Source organism: Mycobacterium cajalii (genome assembly GCF_045809005.2).
In the GTDB taxonomy this organism is placed as follows: domain Bacteria; phylum Actinomycetota; class Actinomycetes; order Mycobacteriales; family Mycobacteriaceae; genus Mycobacterium.
On sequence record NZ_CM141436.1, the window covers coordinates 1 to 17,753 of the forward strand.

14 protein-coding genes and 2 tRNA genes are annotated in these 17,753 nt (G+C 66.9%); 12 read left to right on the forward strand and 4 right to left on the reverse strand.

The window, feature by feature from the left end; translation table 11 throughout:
• The 10 genes from dnaA (at position 1) to ACJ512_RS00050 (ending at position 12,434) form a co-directional block, all read left to right on the forward strand.
• Positions 1-1,521, forward strand: a complete 1,521-nt coding sequence (dnaA, locus tag ACJ512_RS00005; protein WP_407687957.1) for a chromosomal replication initiator protein DnaA — start codon at positions 1-3, stop codon at positions 1,519-1,521.
• 513 nt (positions 1,522-2,034) lie between these two features.
• On the forward strand, positions 2,035-3,234 hold the full coding sequence (dnaN, locus tag ACJ512_RS00010; protein ID WP_407687956.1) for a DNA polymerase III subunit beta: 1,200 nt from the start codon (positions 2,035-2,037) through the stop codon (positions 3,232-3,234).
• Positions 3,235-4,383: a DNA replication/repair protein RecF gene (gene recF, locus ACJ512_RS00015; RefSeq protein WP_407687955.1), complete on the forward strand. Its 1,149-nt coding sequence runs from the start codon at positions 3,235-3,237 to the stop codon at positions 4,381-4,383.
• Complete coding sequence (locus tag ACJ512_RS00020) at positions 4,380-4,943, forward strand: DUF721 family protein (RefSeq protein ID WP_407687954.1); 564 nt, start codon at positions 4,380-4,382, stop codon at positions 4,941-4,943. The genes recF and ACJ512_RS00020 overlap by 4 nt, the downstream gene beginning before the upstream one ends.
• Before the next feature lie 232 nt (positions 4,944-5,175).
• Positions 5,176-7,209 (forward strand): DNA topoisomerase (ATP-hydrolyzing) subunit B, encoded by a 2,034-nt coding sequence (gene gyrB, locus ACJ512_RS00025; RefSeq protein ID WP_407687953.1) that lies wholly within the window; start codon positions 5,176-5,178, stop codon positions 7,207-7,209.
• Positions 7,210-7,243: 34 nt separating this feature from the next.
• Positions 7,244-11,032: an intein-containing DNA gyrase subunit A gene (gene gyrA / locus ACJ512_RS00030; RefSeq protein ID WP_407687952.1), complete on the forward strand. Its 3,789-nt coding sequence runs from the start codon at positions 7,244-7,246 to the stop codon at positions 11,030-11,032.
• 154 nt (positions 11,033-11,186) lie between these two features.
• Positions 11,187-12,071 (forward strand): DUF3566 domain-containing protein, encoded by an 885-nt coding sequence (locus ACJ512_RS00035; protein ID WP_407687951.1) that lies wholly within the window; start codon positions 11,187-11,189, stop codon positions 12,069-12,071.
• A gap of 71 nt (positions 12,072-12,142) precedes the next feature.
• Positions 12,143-12,216 (forward strand) — tRNA-Ile (locus ACJ512_RS00040).
• Positions 12,217-12,221: 5 nt separating this feature from the next.
• On the forward strand, positions 12,222-12,371 hold the full coding sequence (locus ACJ512_RS00045; RefSeq protein WP_407687950.1) for a hypothetical protein: 150 nt from the start codon (positions 12,222-12,224) through the stop codon (positions 12,369-12,371).
• Positions 12,362-12,434 (forward strand) — tRNA-Ala (locus ACJ512_RS00050). The genes ACJ512_RS00045 and ACJ512_RS00050 overlap by 10 nt, the downstream gene beginning before the upstream one ends.
• A 76-nt stretch (positions 12,435-12,510) precedes the next feature.
• Here the strand turns inward: ACJ512_RS00050 and ACJ512_RS00055 are convergent.
• A complete protein-coding gene (locus ACJ512_RS00055) occupies positions 12,511-14,601 on the reverse strand; it encodes a serine/threonine-protein kinase (RefSeq protein ID WP_407687949.1) in 2,091 nt (696 codons plus the stop codon).
• Positions 14,602-14,723: 122 nt separating this feature from the next.
• Positions 14,724-15,161, reverse strand: a complete 438-nt coding sequence (gene cwsA / locus ACJ512_RS00060) for a cell wall synthesis protein CwsA (RefSeq protein WP_407687948.1) — start codon at positions 15,159-15,161, stop codon at positions 14,724-14,726.
• Between the two features lie 168 nt (positions 15,162-15,329).
• On the opposite strand from cwsA, the gene ACJ512_RS00065 reads away from it, so the two are divergent.
• The gene (locus ACJ512_RS00065; protein ID WP_407687947.1) at positions 15,330-15,878 is read left to right on the forward strand and encodes a peptidylprolyl isomerase; all 549 of its coding nucleotides are present in this window, start codon (positions 15,330-15,332) and stop codon (positions 15,876-15,878) included.
• 106 nt (positions 15,879-15,984) lie between these two features.
• Here ACJ512_RS00065 and ACJ512_RS00070 read toward each other — a convergent pair whose 3' ends face one another.
• Positions 15,985-16,410 (reverse strand): PH domain-containing protein, encoded by a 426-nt coding sequence (locus ACJ512_RS00070; RefSeq protein ID WP_407687946.1) that lies wholly within the window; start codon positions 16,408-16,410, stop codon positions 15,985-15,987.
• A gap of 155 nt (positions 16,411-16,565) precedes the next feature.
• A complete protein-coding gene (gene crgA / locus ACJ512_RS00075; RefSeq protein ID WP_293344438.1) occupies positions 16,566-16,847 on the reverse strand; it encodes a cell division protein CrgA in 282 nt (93 codons plus the stop codon).
• A gap of 137 nt (positions 16,848-16,984) precedes the next feature.
• Here crgA and ACJ512_RS00080 point away from each other — a divergent pair, with 137 nt between their 5' ends.
• On the forward strand, positions 16,985-17,749 hold the full coding sequence (locus ACJ512_RS00080; protein ID WP_407687945.1) for a DUF881 domain-containing protein: 765 nt from the start codon (positions 16,985-16,987) through the stop codon (positions 17,747-17,749).
• Positions 17,750-17,753 lie beyond the last annotated feature (4 nt).

The window sequence follows — 17,753 nt, forward strand, 5'->3', positions numbered from 1 at the left end:
TTGACCGATGACCCCGGTTCGACCTTCACGACGGTGTGGAGCGCGGTCGTTTCCGAACTCAACGGCGACTCCGCGGGGGACAACGCCACCGGCAACCGTTCGACGCTCGTCACTCCCCTCACCCCACAGCAAAGGGCGTGGCTGAACCTCGTTCAGCCACTCACCATCGTCGAGGGCTTTGCTCTGTTGTCGGTGCCGAGCAGCTTCGTGCAAAACGAGATCGAACGTCATCTGCGCGAGCCCATCACCGACGCGCTGAGCCGCCGGCTCGGACAACAGATCCAACTCGGGGTGCGCATCGCTCCGCCCCCCGACAGCCCCGACGAAGGCGCCGTCGCACCGACGGAACACCTGGCCTACGACGCCGAACTCGACGCCGACGAGATCGACGAGGCCGACGAGAACGGCGACGTGCCCGTCGGCGCAGAGCACAGCTGGCCCAACTACTTCTCCGAACGCCCGCGCAACTCCGATTCCGCGGTCGCCGGCGGGACCAGCCTCAACCGCCGCTACACCTTCGACACGTTCGTCATCGGCGCCTCCAACCGGTTCGCCCACGCGGCCGCCCTGGCGATCGCCGAGGCACCGGCGCGCGCTTACAACCCCTTGTTCATCTGGGGTGAGTCCGGCCTGGGCAAGACCCACCTGCTGCACGCCGCCGGCAACTACGCGCAGCGGCTGTTCCCCGGGATGCGCGTCAAGTACGTCTCCACCGAGGAATTCACCAACGACTTCATCAACTCGTTGCGCGACGACCGCAAGGTCGCCTTCAAGCGCAGCTACCGCGACGTCGACGTGCTGCTGGTCGACGACATCCAGTTCATCGAGGGCAAGGAAGGTATCCAGGAGGAGTTCTTCCACACCTTCAATACCTTGCACAACGCGAACAAGCAGATCGTCATCTCCTCCGACCGGCCGCCCAAACAACTCGCGACCCTCGAAGACCGGTTGCGGACCCGGTTCGAGTGGGGTCTGATCACCGACGTCCAGCCGCCCGAACTCGAGACCCGCATCGCCATTCTGCGCAAGAAGGCACAGATGGATCGGCTTGCGGTGCCCGACGACGTCCTCGAGTTGATCGCCAGCAGCATCGAACGCAACATCCGCGAGCTCGAGGGGGCGCTGATCCGCGTCACCGCGTTCGCCTCGCTCAACAAGACGCCCATCGACAAGTCACTGGCCGAGATCGTGCTTCGTGACCTCATCGCCGACGCCAGCACGATGCAGATCAGCGCGGCGACGATCATGGCCGCCACCGCCGAATACTTCGACACCACCGTCGAGGAGTTACGCGGTCCGGGCAAGACCCGCGCGCTGGCTCAGTCCCGCCAGATCGCGATGTACCTGTGCCGCGAGCTCACCGATCTCTCCCTGCCCAAGATCGGCCAGGCATTCGGGCGTGACCACACCACGGTCATGTACGCCCAACGCAAGATCCTCTCCGAGATGGCCGAGCGGCGTGAGGTCTTCGATCACGTCAAGGAGCTCACCACACGGATCCGGCAACGGTCCAAGCGCTGACCGCGCCTCTTTTTTCGAAAAAACTTCTCACTCCCCTGTCACAACAGTCACAGCGGTGCATTGTGCGCAGGCATGTGCACAACCCTGCCGAACAACCGATCGCTGATCACACTCCAGTGCACACCCGGCGTTCATCCCCAGCCACTCAACGACCGACGCACAACCGCCGAGCGTGTCATCCACAACCCGATGAGTCCCCTAGCTGCGCCGACCCCTGCTGTCCCCAGCATGCACACGCCTTATTACTGGTACTGAGATATCTTCGATCTTCCTTCTTTGAAAACCGGCCCTGGGGACGTTCGGATCACACGGGTCCGCACCGTCGACGAACCGGCGCCTTGTCGGGCCCTGCGATTAGCTTTCAAGATGGCCCCCGACGATCTACGGTTGTTCTTCGGCTGCCGTTGCGGTCGTCATGGCTCGCTTTGTGCCATCGACGTTCGTCGCGGGGACCCACGCTAGTGGGAGGGCTAGCCCGGGGATTTGGACACGTGGCAGGTGAAGGGACGCTTTATGGACGTGGCGACGACAACAGCTGGCGTCACCGACCTGAAGTTTCGGTTGGTGCGGGAGTCCTTCGCCGATGCGGTGTCGTGGGTGGCGAAGAATCTGCCGTCCAGGCCGGCGGTGCCGGTCCTTTCCGGGATCCTGTTGTCCGGCGCCGACGACGGCCTGACCATTTCCGGGTTCGACTACGAGGTTTCGGCGGAGGCGCAAATCGCAGCCGAAATCGCTTCTCCGGGAAGTGTTTTGGTGTCGGGACGGCTGTTGTCCGACATCACGCGGGCGTTGCCCAACAAGCCCATCGATTTCTACGTCGACGGCAATCGTGTCGCATTGGCCTGCGGGAACGCCCGGTTCTCGCTGCCGACGATGGCGGTCGAGGATTACCCGACGCTGCCCGCCCTGCCGGAGGACACCGGAACTTTGCCCGCGGATTTGTTCGCCGAGGCGATCGGACAGGTCGCCATCGCCGCGGGCCGGGATGACACTTTGCCGATGCTGACGGGTATCCGCGTCGAAATCTCGGGTGACAAGGTGGTTCTGGCGGCCACCGACAGGTTCCGGTTGGCGGTGCGCGAGTTGACCTGGTCGGCGTTGTCCCCCGACGTGGAGGCGGCGGTGTTGGTACCGGCCAAGACGCTGGCCGAGGCCGCGAAAACCGGCACCGACGGATCCGAGGTGCGGCTGTCGTTGGGAGCCGGTGCCGGGGTCGGCAAGGAAGGCCTGCTCGGTATCAGCGGGAACGGCAAACGCAGCACCACCCGGCTGCTGGATGCGGAATTCCCCAAGTTCCGCCAGCTGTTGCCGGCCGAGCACACCGCGGTGGCCACCATGAACGTGGCCCAACTGACCGAGGCGATCAAGCTGGTTGCGCTGGTCGCCGACCGCGGTGCGCAGGTCCGCATGGAATTCGCCGACGGCATGCTGCGGCTCTCGGCGGGCGCCGACGATGTCGGGCGCGCCGAGGAGGACCTGCAGGTAGATTTCGCCGGCGAGCCGTTGACGATCGCGTTCAACCCGACGTATCTGACCGACGGCCTGGGGTCGGTGCACTCCGAGCGGGTGTCGTTCGGCTTCACGACCCCGGGCAAACCGGCACTGCTGCGGCCGGCGTCGGCCGACGACGGCCACCCGACCGGCCCCGGCCCCTTCGCGGCCCCGCCGACGGATTATGTCTACCTGCTCATGCCAGTTCGGCTGCCCGGCTAGGTGTACGTCCGGCATTTGGGACTGCGTGATTTCCGGTCCTGGGCGCAGGCCGACCTCGAACTGAGACCGGGACGCACGGTGTTCGTCGGTCCGAACGGATTCGGGAAGACGAACCTGATTGAGGCGCTGTGGTATTCGACGACGTTGGGTTCGCACCGAGTGGGCACCGACGCGCCGTTGATCCGGGCGGGCGCCGATCGGGCCGTGATCTCGACGATCGTCGTCAACGAAGGCCGGGAGTGTGCCGTCGATCTGGAGATCGCGGCGGGGCGCGCCAACAAGGCGCGACTGAACCGCTCGCCGGTGCGCGGCACGCGCGAGGTGGTCGGGGTGTTGCGGGCGGTGCTGTTCGCCCCGGAGGATCTGGCGCTGGTCCGCGGCGACCCGGCCGACCGGCGGCGTTACCTCGATGATCTGGCAACCGTGCGCCGGCCCAGGATCGCCGCGGTGCGTGCCGACTACGACAAGGTGCTGCGCCAGCGCACGGCGTTGTTGAAAGCCCTTGGCGGGGTAAGGCATCGGGGCGACCGGAGCGCGTTGGACACTCTCGACGTGTGGGATGCCCGGTTGGCCGAGCACGGTGCCGAGTTGATGGCCACCCGTATCGATCTGATCGAGCAGCTGGCGCCCGAGGTCGAAAAGGCCTACCAGTTGCTGGCGCCCGGGTCGCGTCCGGCCTCGATCGCTTACCGCCCGAGCCTGGGCGGGGACTGGGCGGGCGGCGGCGACCGTGAGGAGCTCGAGGCCGCGCTGGTCTCGGCGCTGTCGGTACGGCGCGATGTGGAGCTGGAGCGCGGGATGTCCCTGGTCGGGCCGCACCGCGACGACCTCGAGCTGCGGCTCGGCGAGCAGCCCGCGAAAGGCTTTGCCAGCCACGGCGAGTCGTGGTCGTTTGCGGTGGCGCTGCGGCTGGCCGCTTACGAGTTGCTGCGGGCCGACGGCGGAGAGCCGGTGTTGTTGCTCGACGATGTCTTCGCCGAACTCGACACCACCCGGCGCCGCGCCCTGGCCGGGGTCGCCGAATCGGCCGAACAGGTTCTGGTGACCGCGGCGGTGCTGGAAGACATTCCGGCGGACTGGGATGCTGAACGGGTGCACATTGAGTTGCGTGACGGGGAGTCTGGGCCCATGTCGGTGGTACGGCCGTGACCGGTGACGTCGACGGCAGCGACGACGGCGGCACCCCGTTGCCTGCCGGGTTGACCGGTATCGACCTGGTGCGCCGCACGCTCGAGGAGGCGCGCGCGGCCGCGCGCGCCCAGGGCAAGGATGCCGGACGCGGCCGGGCGGTCCCACCAACCCCGCGCCGGGTCGCCGGTCGGCGGCGAAGCTGGTCGGGCCCGGGGCCCGACGGGCGGGATCCCCAACCGCTGGGCCGGCTGGCGCGCGACCTGGCGAAAAAGCGTGGTTGGTCCGCCCAGGTCGCGGAAGGCACCGTCCTGGGCCACTGGTCGTCGATGGTGGGCCAGCAGATCGCCGACCACGCCACACCGGTCTCCCTCAGCGACGGGGTCCTGAGCGTGGCGGCCGAGTCCACCGCCTGGGCCACCCAGCTGCGCATGATCCAGGCGCAGCTGCTGGCCAAGATCGCGGCGGCGGTCGGCAATGGCGTGGTGACCTCCCTCAAGATCACCGGGCCGGTCGCCCCGTCGTGGCGGAAGGGCCCGCGGCACATCGCGGGCCGGGGACCCCGCGACACCTACGGATAGGTGGCGGGGGGCGTCGTTGGGGGCTGTCTCAGATCCGCCAGGACGAAACGGACCCGGGTCACGCACGTCAGGACGCGACCCAAATGAAGAAATCGAGCACACGGCGCGGCCAGGTGGGCAGAAACGCGCCCAGAAAATCGGTCCTGGCGGCCCCTCACGGTAGACTTGACCGGATGCGACCGCTGCGGTGACTGAACCGCTCGCATGAAACCCCGAGGAGATCATTCCGACCGTGGCTGCCCAGAAGAAGAAGGCACAAGACGAATACGGCGCTTCAGCCATCACCGTGCTGGAAGGGCTGGAGGCTGTCCGCAAACGCCCCGGCATGTACATCGGCTCCACCGGTGAACGCGGTCTGCACCACCTCGTCTGGGAGGTGGTCGACAACTCGGTGGACGAGGCGATGGCCGGCTACGCCAGCAAGGTCGACGTCCGCCTGCTCGACGACGGCAGTGTGGAGGTCGCCGACGACGGCCGCGGCATTCCGGTGGCGATGCACGCCACCGGCGCCCCCACCGTCGACGTGGTGATGACCCAACTGCACGCCGGTGGGAAATTCGGCGGCGAGAACAGTGGCTACACCGTCAGCGGCGGCCTGCACGGCGTCGGTGTGTCGGTGGTCAACGCGCTGTCCACCCGACTGGAAGTCAACATCCAACGTGACGGACACGAGTGGTTCCAGTGCTACGACCGCGCCGTCCCGGGCACCCTCAAACAAGGGGAGGCGACCAAGAAGACGGGAACGGTGATCCGGTTCTGGGCCGACCCCGAGATCTTCGAAACCACCCAATACGACTTCGAAACGGTCGCGCGCCGGCTTCAGGAGATGGCGTTCCTGAACAAGGGCCTGACGATCAACCTGACCGACGAGCGGGTCAGCAACGAGGAAGTCGTCGACGAGGTCGTCAGCGAGACCGCCGAGGCGCCCAAGTCCGCGCAGGACAAGGCGGTCGAATCGACGTCGCCGCACAAGGTCAAGCACCGCACGTTCCATTACCCGGGCGGTCTGGTGGATTTCGTCAAACACATCAACCGTACAAAGAGCGCGATCCACAGCAGCATCGTCGACTTCTCCGGCAAGGGCGAGGGCCACGAGGTCGAGATCGCGATGCAGTGGAATGCCGGCTACTCCGAGTCGGTGCACACCTTCGCCAACACGATCAACACCCACGAGGGCGGTACCCACGAAGAGGGCTTCCGCGCCGCGTTGACGTCGGTGGTCAACAAGTACGCCAAAGACCGCAAGCTGCTCAAGGACAAAGACCCCAACCTCACCGGCGACGACATCCGGGAAGGCCTGGCGGCCGTGATCTCGGTCAAGGTTGCCGAACCCCAGTTCGAGGGTCAGACCAAGACCAAGCTGGGCAACACCGAGGTCAAGTCGTTCGTCCAGAAGGTGTGCAACGAGCAGCTGACACACTGGTTCGAAGCCAACCCCTCGGACGCCAAAGTCATCGTCAACAAAGCGGTTTCCTCGGCACAGGCGCGCATCGCGGCCCGCAAGGCGCGAGAGTTGGTGCGCCGCAAGAGCGCCACCGATCTCGGCGGCCTGCCCGGCAAGCTCGCCGACTGCCGCTCCACCGACCCGCGGAAGTCCGAACTCTACGTGGTGGAGGGTGATTCGGCCGGCGGCTCGGCCAAGAGCGGCCGCGATTCGATGTTTCAGGCCATACTTCCGTTGCGCGGCAAGATCATCAACGTCGAGAAGGCGCGCATCGACCGCGTGCTGAAGAACACCGAAGTCCAGTCGATCATCACCGCGCTGGGCACCGGGATCCACGACGAGTTCGACATCAGCAAGCTGCGCTACCACAAGATCGTGCTGATGGCCGACGCCGACGTCGACGGGCAGCACATCTCCACGCTGCTGTTGACGCTGCTGTTCCGGTTCATGCGGCCGCTGATCGAAAACGGGCACGTGTTCCTGGCGCAACCGCCGCTCTACAAGCTGAAGTGGCAGCGCACCGAACCCGAGTTCGCCTACTCCGATCGCGAGCGCGACGGCCTGCTCGAGGCGGGGCAGAAGGCCGGCAAGAAGATCAACAAGGACGACGGCATCCAGCGCTACAAGGGTCTGGGTGAGATGGACGCCAAAGAGTTGTGGGAGACCACGATGGATCCGTCGGTGCGGGTGCTGCGCCAGGTCACCCTCGACGACGCCGCGGCCGCCGACGAGCTGTTCTCCATCCTGATGGGCGAGGACGTCGACGCGCGCCGCAGCTTCATCACCCGCAACGCCAAAGACGTTCGTTTCCTGGATGTCTGACCGGTCGGACGCGCCAACCCCAAACGAGGAATAGATGACTGACACCACCCTGCCGCCGGGTGACCAGCCCGGCGAGCGGATCGAACCCGTCGACATCCAGCAGGAGATGCAGCGCAGCTACATCGACTACGCCATGAGCGTGATCGTGGGCCGCGCGCTGCCCGAGGTGCGCGACGGCCTCAAGCCGGTGCACCGGCGCGTGCTGTATGCGATGTACGACTCCGGTTTCCGCCCGGACCGCAGCCACGCCAAGTCGGCGCGGTCGGTGGCCGAGACGATGGGCAACTACCACCCGCACGGGGACGCCTCGATCTACGACACCCTGGTGCGCATGGCCCAGCCGTGGTCGCTGCGGTATCCGCTGGTGGACGGGCAGGGCAACTTCGGCTCCCCGGGCAACGACCCGCCAGCCGCCATGAGGTATTGCGTCACTGAAGATGCGTTGGTGCGCTTACCGTTCGGGCAGTCCGTACGGATTGGGGATGTGGTTCCGGGTGCTGCGCACAATTCGGACAACGCGGTCGAGTTGAAGGTTCTGGATCGGCACGGCAACCCCGTTCTGGCGGACACACTGTTCCACTCGGGCGAGCATCAGACTTTCAGGGTACGGACGGTTGACGGCTACGAGGTCACGGGTACGGCCAACCATCCCTTACTGTGCCTGGTCGACGTCGGCGGCGTACCCACCTTGCTGTGGAAGCTGATCGAAGAGATCCGCCCCGACGACCACGTCGTGTTGCAGCGCACGCCACCGGTGGAACTCGGACCTGGTGACTGGCATGACGTGCTGGAAGCCCTGCTGCTGGGTGCTTTCATCAGCGAGGGCTTCGTATCCGAAACTCGCGCCGGGTTCAACAACCTCGACCGCGACTACTTCGACATGGTCGTCGGTGCGTACGACGCGGTCGTCGGAGGCCGGCGGTATGTATCCGCGCGGGTGATCGCCTCCGGTTCGATGTTGCACGAACTTGACGTGCAGAATCTGTCGGAACTGAGCAAGACACGGCTTGGTGGGTTGATCGGGCAACGCTCGGCCGACAAGTCGGTTCCGCATTGGCTCTGGCAGTCCCCTGCCGCAGTGAAACGCGTCTTCTTGCAAGCGCTGTTCGAGGGTGACGGCTCGTGTTCGGCGCTACCGCGCAACACAATTCAAATATCTTACTCGACACGCAGTAGGCAGCTTGCCATCGACGTTCAGCAGATGCTGCTCGAGTTCGGAGTCGTCTCAAGGCGATACCGGCATGCTGTTGGCGAGTACAAGGTCGTCATCACCAATCGTGCTCAGGCCGAATTATTCGCAACCCGTGTGGGTTTCGGCGGTGTTAAACAAACCAAGTTGACCAGCGTTCTCGCTGAGATGCCGACTTGTCGCGGACGGGACGGAGATTACGTACCCGGACTAGCTGCGTTCATCCGCAAGTCCGCCGGCGGCTCCTGGGCCGACCGCGACTGGCTCAACCGCCACAACGTCGACCGCATCCAACGCTGGCGCACGCGCGGCGACGAGATCCTGGCCCACATCGCCGACCCCGACGTCCGCGCCATCGCCACCGACCTCACCGACGGCCGGTTCTACTACGCGCGGGTTGCCTCCGTCACCGACGCGGGCGTGCGACCGGTGTACAGCCTGCGCGTCGACACCGAGGACCACGCGTTCCTCACCAACGGTTTCGTCAGCCACAACACCGAAGCGCGGCTGACCCCGCTCGCGATGGAGATGCTGCGCGAAATCGACGAGGAAACGGTCGATTTCGTCCCCAACTACGACGGCCGGGTGCAGGAACCGACGGTGCTGCCCAGCCGGTTTCCCAACCTGCTGGCCAACGGGTCGGGCGGCATCGCGGTCGGCATGGCGACCAACATCCCGCCGCACAACCTGCGCGAATTGGCCGAGGCGGTCTACTGGTGCCTGGAGAACCACGAGGCCGATGAAGAAGCCACCCTGGCCGCGGTCTGCGAACGCGTCAAGGGACCCGACTTCCCGACGCACGGGCTGATCGTCGGGTCGCAGGGCATCGCCGATGCCTACAAGACCGGGCGCGGGTCCATCCGCATGCGCGGTGTGGTGGAGGTGGAAGAGGATTCGCGCGGCCGCTCGTCGCTGGTGATCACCGAATTGCCCTATCAGGTCAACCACGACAACTTCATCACCTCGATCGCCGAGCAGGTCCGCGACGGCAGGCTCGCCGGAATCGCCAACATCGAAGACCAGAGCAGCGACCGGGTGGGGCTGCGCATCGTCATCGAGCTCAAGCGCGACGCCGTCGCCAAGGTGGTGCTCAACAACCTCTACAAGCACACCCAGCTGCAGACCAGCTTCGGCGCCAACATGTTGTCGATCGTCGACGGGGTGCCGCGCACCCTGCGGCTCGACCAGATGATCCGCCACTACGTCGCCCACCAGCTCGACGTGATCGTCCGGCGCACCACCTACCGGCTGCGCAAGGCCAACGAACGCGCCCACATCCTGCGCGGTCTGGTCAAGGCGCTCGACGCGCTCGACGAGGTGATCGCGCTGATCCGGGCGTCGGAAACCGTCGACATCGCCCGGGCCGGGCTGATCGAACTGCTCGACATCGACGACATCCAGGCCCAGGCCATCCTGGACATGCAGCTGCGGCGCCTGGCGGCCCTGGAACGCCAGCGGATCATCGACGACCTGGCCAAGATCGAGGCCGAGATCGCCGACCTCGAAGACATCCTCGCCAAGCCGGAGCGCCAGCGCGCCATCGTCCACGACGAGCTCGCCGAGATCGCCGACAAGCACGGCGACGACCGGCGCACCCGGATCATCGCCGCCGACGGCGACGTCAGCGACGAGGACCTGATCGCCCGCGAGGACGTCGTCGTCACCATCACCGAAACCGGGTATGCCAAGCGCACCAAGACCGACCTGTACCGCAGCCAGAAGCGCGGCGGCAAGGGCGTGCAGGGTGCCGGGCTCAAGCAGGACGACATCGTCAGGCACTTCTTCGTGTGCTCGACGCACGACTGGATCCTGTTCTTCACCACCCAGGGGCGCGTGTACCGGGCGAAGGCCTACGAACTGCCGGAGGCCTCACGCACCGCGCGCGGCCAGCACGTCGCCAATTTGCTGGCCTTCCAGCCCGAGGAGCGCATCGCCCAGGTCATCCAGATCCGCGGGTACGAGGACGCGCCGTACCTGGTCCTGGCCACCCGCAACGGCCTGGTCAAGAAGACCAAGCTGACCGACTTCGACTCGAATCGATCCGGCGGGATCGTGGCCGTCAACCTGCGCGACGGCGACGAACTGGTGGGCGCGGTGCTGTGCTCCGCTGACGAGGACCTGCTGCTGGTGTCGGCCAAGGGCCAGTCGATCCGGTTCTCGGCGACCGACGAGGCGCTGCGACCGATGGGGCGCGCCACCTCCGGCGTGCAGGGCATGCGGTTCAACGCCGACGATTACCTGTTGTCGCTCAACGTGATTCGTGAGGGGACCTTCCTGTTGGTCGCCACGTCGGGTGGTTACGCCAAACGCACCGCGATCGAGGAGTACCCGGTGCAGGGCCGCGGCGGCAAGGGCGTTCTGACGGTCATGTACGACCGCCGGCGCGGCCAGCTGGTGGGCGCGCTGATCGTCGACGAGGACAGCGAGCTCTACGCGATCACCTCCGGAGGCGGCGTGATCCGCACCGCCGCGCGCCAGGTCCGCAAGGCGGGCCGGCAGACCAAGGGCGTCCGGTTGATGAACCTCGGCGAGGGCGACACGTTGCTGGCCATCGCGCGCAACGCCGAAGCCAACGCCGACGATGTCGTGGAGGAAGCCGAGAATGCCGGGGAAGCCGACGACTCCGACGAGTAGCCGGTAACGATCCGGGCGGGCGCTGCCGCGCGGGCGCGCCGGGCAACTACACTCGGCCCGGTGACGAAGCGGGCCACTGCACGGCCCGAGCGCGATCCGACTGCCACCGCCTGGGTTGGCCGAGGTAGGACGGTAGGGAACGTTAGGAGTCGGGGTGACCTCACCGAGCGAGCCGGGCGCCCCCAACAAGGGCGACGGCCTTAATGGGGATGGTTCGGCCGAGCGGAGCGGCGCGCACCGCGCGACACCCGCACCGGGCGGCCGGGGTCAGGACACCGCGGAGTCCCCGCCGTGGCAGCGGGGCGCGTCCAGGGCCGCCGCCCAGTCGCCGCACCGTCAGGGCGAAGCACACGGCGAACCGCGGGCGTCGGGCGCGCCGGCCGGTGCCGACGCCCGGCTGAACCGGTTCGTTTCCGGTACGCCCGGGGCAGGCGCCGCCGGGCCCATCAGGAACCCCACCCAGGAGATCGACGCCGTGTCGGCGCGCGGCGAGGGCTCGCCGGCCGAGGCATACGCCAGCGAGCTGCCCGACCTGTCGGGCCCGGTGCCGCGTCCCCCGCAGCGCAAGGCCACACCGCCCGAGCGCGGCGCGGAGGCGTCGAAAGGGCCCGGATCGGGTCGTCCGGAGGCCCGGGAGCCGCGCGAGGACCGCGTGCAGGTGTCGCGGCGGTCGCGGGGGCCGGTCCGGGCGAGCATGCAGATCCGCCGGATCGATCCGTGGAGCACGCTGAAGGTGTCGCTGCTGCTGTCGGTGGCGCTGTTCTTCGTCTGGATGATCGCGGTGGCGTTCCTGTACCTCGTGCTCGGCGGCATGGGTGTGTGGGCCAAGCTGAACAGCAACGTCGGCGACCTGCTCAACAACACCAGCGGCAGCAGCGGCGAACTGGTGTCCAGCGGCACCATCTTCGGCGGCGCCATCCTCATCGGCCTGGTCAACATCGTCCTGCTGACGGCGATGGCGACGATCGCGGCGTTCGTCTACAACCTGACCACGGATCTGATCGGGGGCATCGAGGTGACGCTAGCGGACCGCGACTAGCGTGGATGCCAGCGTTTTTGGGGGTAGGGCGTCGATTGCGGTAATCTCGTCGCTCGGCCGTATGCGAGTGCGGGCCTATAGCTCAGGCGGTTAGAGCGCTTCGCTGATAACGAAGAGGTCGGAGGTTCGAGTCCTCCTAGGCCCACAACCATGGGTCCGTTGAGACGTTACGTCAGACTGGCATTGCCGCTGGGACTGCTCGCCGCGGTCGCGGCGGTGGTGCGGTCGCGACGTGAGGTCGAGGTCTGGCACATGGCGGTCGCCGATACTCCCGACCCCGGCAACGGTCAGGGGCCTTAGCTCAGTTGGTAGAGCACCGCCTTTGCAAGGCGGGTGTCAGGGGTTCGATTCCCCTAGGCTCCACAGATACATCCGGAGCTGGACAGCGCGCGGTCGGGTTCGCCGGGGCTCGAGCCCGGCGGTTGAGCAATCGAGTCTTTTAATGCGGTCCGTCGGCTTTCGGCGCAGGTGAGGGCTCGAACAACGCCGGATCGGCCAGGATGACGGTGGGCGACACATCGCCTATCCGTGTCATCACCATGGGTGTCCGGTAAACCGCGCCTTGAACGCCGCACTCGTTGGTGAAGGTGTTCTCGGTCAGGAAGCCGCGCAGCGTGCCGTCAGGCTGGGGCTTCAACGACCAGCTACTTGTTTCAGCGCCGGTGGCGGTCAGGCTTTCTCCGGGGCAGAACGTCGACTTGATATACGGTGCGTTCCGCCAGTGACCGTCGGCGAAATCGAGAACTTCCGCCGCGTCACCCACGGCCTCCCGGTGGTACTGGTCCAGCATTGCGCCCGTCGCGACGCATCCCGCTGATGTGCATGAGGACCGAAAGGCCCAGAAATACGCGGTGTCGGTGATGGTGCCGGCTATCGGGGCGCCGTTGACCGTCTGGTTGGCATAGTCATAGTCCACGCGATAAGTGCCCTCGAGCACCGGACCGGGAACGGTCGGAGCCGGGCCGCTGTTCCGCGGGACGGCAACCGTCGCTGGGTCGGCCACCGTGACACCCGGCGGCACGTCGCCCGTCCGCGTGGCCACAAAAGGGGTCTGGAACACATCCCCCCGATAGCCGCATTGATTGGTGAGCACGGTGTCGGTCGAAACGCCGCGCAGCGTGCCGTCGGGTCGGGGCTCCCACGTCCAGGCGATCACTTCGGTATCTGTGCCCGCGACGACGCTTTTTCCGTCCGCGCCGAGGCAACGCTGATACGTCCGTCGGCTTTGCCGAGGTGTGCTTTCCTGCCAACGATTGCCGGTGAACCGGACAATGTCTGTATCGGCTGGTGTGTTCGGCACTCGGTGATCGTTGCCGTCGAGCTTGGTCCCGGTGGCGATGCACCTGGCGTGTGTACACGACGAACGAAACGCCCACCAAGCGGTGTTTTCCCGGTTGTTGTTGCCGTCGGGTGGAGGGTTGGGAGTGCCGTTGACCGTGGTCTTCGCGGAGTTGTAGTCCAGCCGATAGGTGCCGTCGAGTACGGCAGCAGCGGCTGGCACGGCGGGGGTTGGTTGAGAGCCGGTGTTGTTTGCCTCGATCATGTATCCGATGACGCCGGTGGCGACCAATATCGCCACCGCCATAGCCGCTCCGACGAGGACCGCTGGGCGCCTGCGCTTGTCCGTCGCCGTGGTCGGCGTCGGCGTGGTGGGCGCTCGAGGGGCGGACCCGTCGGCCGGTCCGCCGACCGCGACGGTGGCCCGCGCACCGAGCGCGGTGGCGAACTTGCGGCACCGCTTGAACCGGTCGGCGGGATCTTTGGCCAACGCCTTCGACAGCACTGGATCGAAGTCCGCCAATTCCGGGCGTCGATCACTCAGCTTGGGCGGTGCCGCATTGAGGTGCTGGCTTATGACGGCCACCGGGGAATGCTGATAGGGGGGTCCACCCGTCAACAGGTGAAACGCGTTGGCCGCCAATGCGTACTGGTCGGCACGCCCGTCGATAGGCGCGCCCGTCAACTGCTCGGGCGCGGCGTAGGCGACCGTTCCCACCGTCATCTTGGTAGCGGTCAGTCCGCTGACATCGCCGAGCCGCCGGGGGACGCCGAAGTCCGCCAACAAGATCCGGCGTCGGCCGCCATGCGGCGCAGTGAGCAAGATGTTGGCCGGTTTGACGCCGCGATGCAGCAGGCCCCGACGATGGGCGTAATCGAGGCCGTCAGCCACCGCGGTGACGATCGTGCACACCTCATCAACCGGCATCCCGGCCGGGTAGTGGTCTTTGACCAGCCGCCCGGCGTCGGTGCCCTCGACGTAGTCCATCGCGATCCACAGTTGGCCCTCGAACTCGCCGCGATCGTGCACTCGGACGATGTTCGGGTGCGACAGTGTGGCGGCGAGGTCGGCTTCCCGGTGAAACCTGTCCCGGAATTCCCGGTCCGCTGTCATTGCCCGGGGGAGGATCTTCAAGGCGTCGCGACGCGGCAGCCGGGGGTGTTGAGCGAGGTAGACCGCGCCCATTGCGCCATATCCGAGCTGGCGCACGATGGTGTATCCGGCAAAAGTGGTGCCGCTCGCCAACGGCATGCGGGAATACTATCGCCACCGTCGCGGCGCTGAGCCGGGCCGGTCGGCTGGGCAGCGCACCGGCCGGTGGCCGCGGACGCGCCGTGGTGCAGACGGACGGGGTTGCGGTGTGAGGCCGGTCGTCAAGGACGCGGCTGCACGTCGACGCTGGGCGGACGCGGGGACGGTTCCTGAGGCCGCTGACGCGTCGAACGCCGGACGACGCTGAATGTCACCGCCCCGCCGGCCAATACCGCCGCGGCGGCTCCCGCGATCAGTAAGGGCCTCTTACTGCGGCGACGTCGCGCCCGGCGCGCGTCGCGCAACGCCTGCGGCAGGTTGGTGACGACTTCCTGGGCGGCGGCCAGCTCGTGGCCGATCGTTTCCTGGGCGGCCGCCACGTCGCGGGCCAGCCGGCCCTCCCGGTAACGGCGGCGCAGCCCGCCGGCGGAGGCCTGCGCGGCGTCGACGCCAAGTCCCACCACGCCTCGGGTGACGTACACCGGCCCCACCACCGAGTAGGTCAGTCCTCGGGCCAGCCGCTCCCGATGGGTCAGCCGGGATTCCGCCTTCGCGTTCATCTGCCGCCTTTCTGCGCCGGTCTGTGGGCCGGTCGTGAAACCTGCTGTGAAAGTTAGCCCAGAGGCCGTCCGGGATCTCCACAGACTGCCACCAAAGGGGCGCCGGCGGGACCCTTGGCTCGGGATTGCGCGCCGCGGTGGCACCGGCTGCGGCGAGGCCGGCGCGTGATGGCAGACTTGGCAGTCGTGACCAACAGCCCCATTCAGACTGCCACTGCCACGCTGCACACCAACCGCGGCGACATCAAGGTCGCCCTGTTCGGGAACCACGCGCCCAAGACCGTCGCGAACTTCGTCGGCCTGGCGCAGGGCACCAAGGACTACTCGACCCAGAACGCGTCGGGCGGATCCTCGGGCCCGTTCTATGACGGTGCCGTGTTTCACCGGGTGATCCGAGGCTTCATGATCCAGGGCGGCGACCCGACGGGTACCGGCCGCGGCGGTCCGGGCTACAAGTTCGCCGACGAGTTCCACCCCGAGCTGCAATTCGACAGGCCGTATCTGCTGGCGATGGCGAATGCGGGGCCGGGTACCAACGGTTCGCAGTTCTTCATCACCGTGGACCAGACGCCGCACCTGAACCGGCGCCACACGATCTTCGGCGAAGTCACCGACCCCGAGTCGCAAAAGGTCGTCGACGCGATCGCGACGACGGGCACCGACGGCAACGACCGTCCGACCGAGGCCGTCGTCATCGAGTCGATCACCATCGCCTAGGGCCGCGTCCCGGGCCGCCGGGAGGCTTGCGCTGCACCGAACGTGAACGTGTTGTGATAATCCGTGCGAGTTTTCGCAGTGGCTTCACGTTCGACGGCGCCCGCGCTCAGCGCCGCTTGCGGCCGGCGTAACCGGCTGCCGTAAGCGCGTCGAGCACGTCCAGCGGGTTGGTGCCGAGGTCCCAACGGGAAAGCAACACCATGCCGCCGTCGACCGTTTCGATCTCGAGTAGCCGGACCGTGCGCCCGTAACGGCGGAACTCGGCGATGCGGATGATCTTGACGTCTGAGGTTTGCATTACCTGCGTTCGGAACCAGCCCCGCAGCGCCAGGCCGTCGGGGGTGATTGCCAGCTTCGGACGCGCGCGCCACGTCAGCGCCGCAAACAACATCAGGCCCGCCGCGGCAATCGAGGTCATGACCCGCCCCGGCACGTCTGTGACCATGGTCACACTCGCGATAGCCATGAAAACGCCCGCGAGGCCACAACCAGCGATTCCAGCCGGACGTGGCGCCCATTGTGTTTGCTGCATGCGGTTCTCGGCCCCTCCCACCACTGCCTATGCAGTTATCCACAAGCGCTATCAACAGTGGGGATAAATCACACGCGTGTCATTGGGTGGTCACGACGTTGCTGACGCGACGGCGGACCGACCCCTATTTGAATTCATTACCCGGCGGGCCCCGCTCAGTGCCAGCGCATCGTGAGCAGCAAACCCGTGATCATGAAAGCGAACGCGATGGCATAGTTCCAGGGGCCCAGTTGCGCCATCCAGTTGAGCGCCGTGGGTGCCTGGCTGCCGACCGCGGCCAACTGGAACACCATCAGCCAGACGAGCCCGATCAGCATCAGGCCGACGAACAGCGCGACGAACCACACACTCGACGGCCCGACTTTCACCTTCACCGGGGTGCGGCTGACGGCGCCGACGGTGAAGTCGTTCTTCTTGCGGACCTTCGACTTGGGCATGGGTACCTCGCGGATATGTGGGGTTACCTGGACGACACGGTGAGGGCAACGGGATGCAACGATAACGAGGAGGTTGCACACCCAGCTTGGGTATGAGACTAGCTCACCTGGCAGGCCGACCGGGAAATGGAGAAACGATGAGCGACACGCGCCGCTCGCCGTGGCGGTTCGGCGTTCCGCTGGTCTGCCTGTCGGCCGGTGTGCTCCTGGCGGCGACGCACGGGGTGTCCGGCGGCGCCGAGATCCGCCGCAGCGACGCGCCGCGGCTGGTCGACCTCGTCCGCGAAGCCCAGGCGTCGGTGAACGACCTGACCGCGCGGCGGGACGCGCTGTCGAACGCCGTCGACGCAGCCCGCGGCCGGTCACCGGATGCCGCGCTGGCCGACCTGCTGCGGCAGTCCGCCCGGCTGGCCGGCGAGGCGGGCATGGATCCCGTGCACGGCCCGGGGCTGGTGGTGACCCTCGACGACGCCCAACGCGACGCCAACGGCCGCTTCCCGCGGGACGCCTCCCCCGACGACCTGGTGGTGCACCAGCAGGACATCGAAGCCGTCCTCAACGCGTTGTGGAGCGCAGGCGCGGAGGCGATCCAGATGCAGGACCAGCGGATCATCGCGACGTCGGTGCCGCGTTGCGTCGGCAACACCCTGCTGCTCAACGGGCGTACCTACAGCCCGCCCTACACCGTCGCCGCGATCGGCGATCCCACCGCCATGCAAGCCGCCCTTGCCGCCGCACCCCTGGTGACTCTCTACAAGCAATACGTGGTCCGGTTCGGCCTGGGTTACCACGAACAGGTCGAGTCCGACGTGCGGATCGTCGGCCACACCGGGCCGCTGCGGATGCACTACGCGCAGCCCGTGCCGCCGGTGACCACCGCCCCCGGTCGGCGCGGACGGTAGCCTG

Coding starts and splice junctions, on each gene's coding strand:
- dnaN (WP_407687956.1), top strand. CDS start 2,035: ATGGACGTGGCGACGACAACAGCTGGCGTCACCGACCTGAAGTTTCGG.
- gyrA (WP_407687952.1), top strand. CDS start 7,244: ATGACTGACACCACCCTGCCGCCGGGTGACCAGCCCGGCGAGCGGATC.
- ACJ512_RS00045 (WP_407687950.1), top strand. CDS start 12,222: ATGGGTCCGTTGAGACGTTACGTCAGACTGGCATTGCCGCTGGGACTG.
- ACJ512_RS00055 (WP_407687949.1), bottom strand. CDS start 14,601: ATGCCGTTGGCGAGCGGCACCACTTTTGCCGGATACACCATCGTGCGC.
- cwsA (WP_407687948.1), bottom strand. CDS start 15,161: ATGAACGCGAAGGCGGAATCCCGGCTGACCCATCGGGAGCGGCTGGCC.
- ACJ512_RS00065 (WP_407687947.1), top strand. CDS start 15,330: ATGGCAGACTTGGCAGTCGTGACCAACAGCCCCATTCAGACTGCCACT.
- ACJ512_RS00070 (WP_407687946.1), bottom strand. CDS start 16,410: ATGCAGCAAACACAATGGGCGCCACGTCCGGCTGGAATCGCTGGTTGT.
- crgA (WP_293344438.1), bottom strand. CDS start 16,847: ATGCCCAAGTCGAAGGTCCGCAAGAAGAACGACTTCACCGTCGGCGCC.
- ACJ512_RS00080 (WP_407687945.1), top strand. CDS start 16,985: ATGAGCGACACGCGCCGCTCGCCGTGGCGGTTCGGCGTTCCGCTGGTC.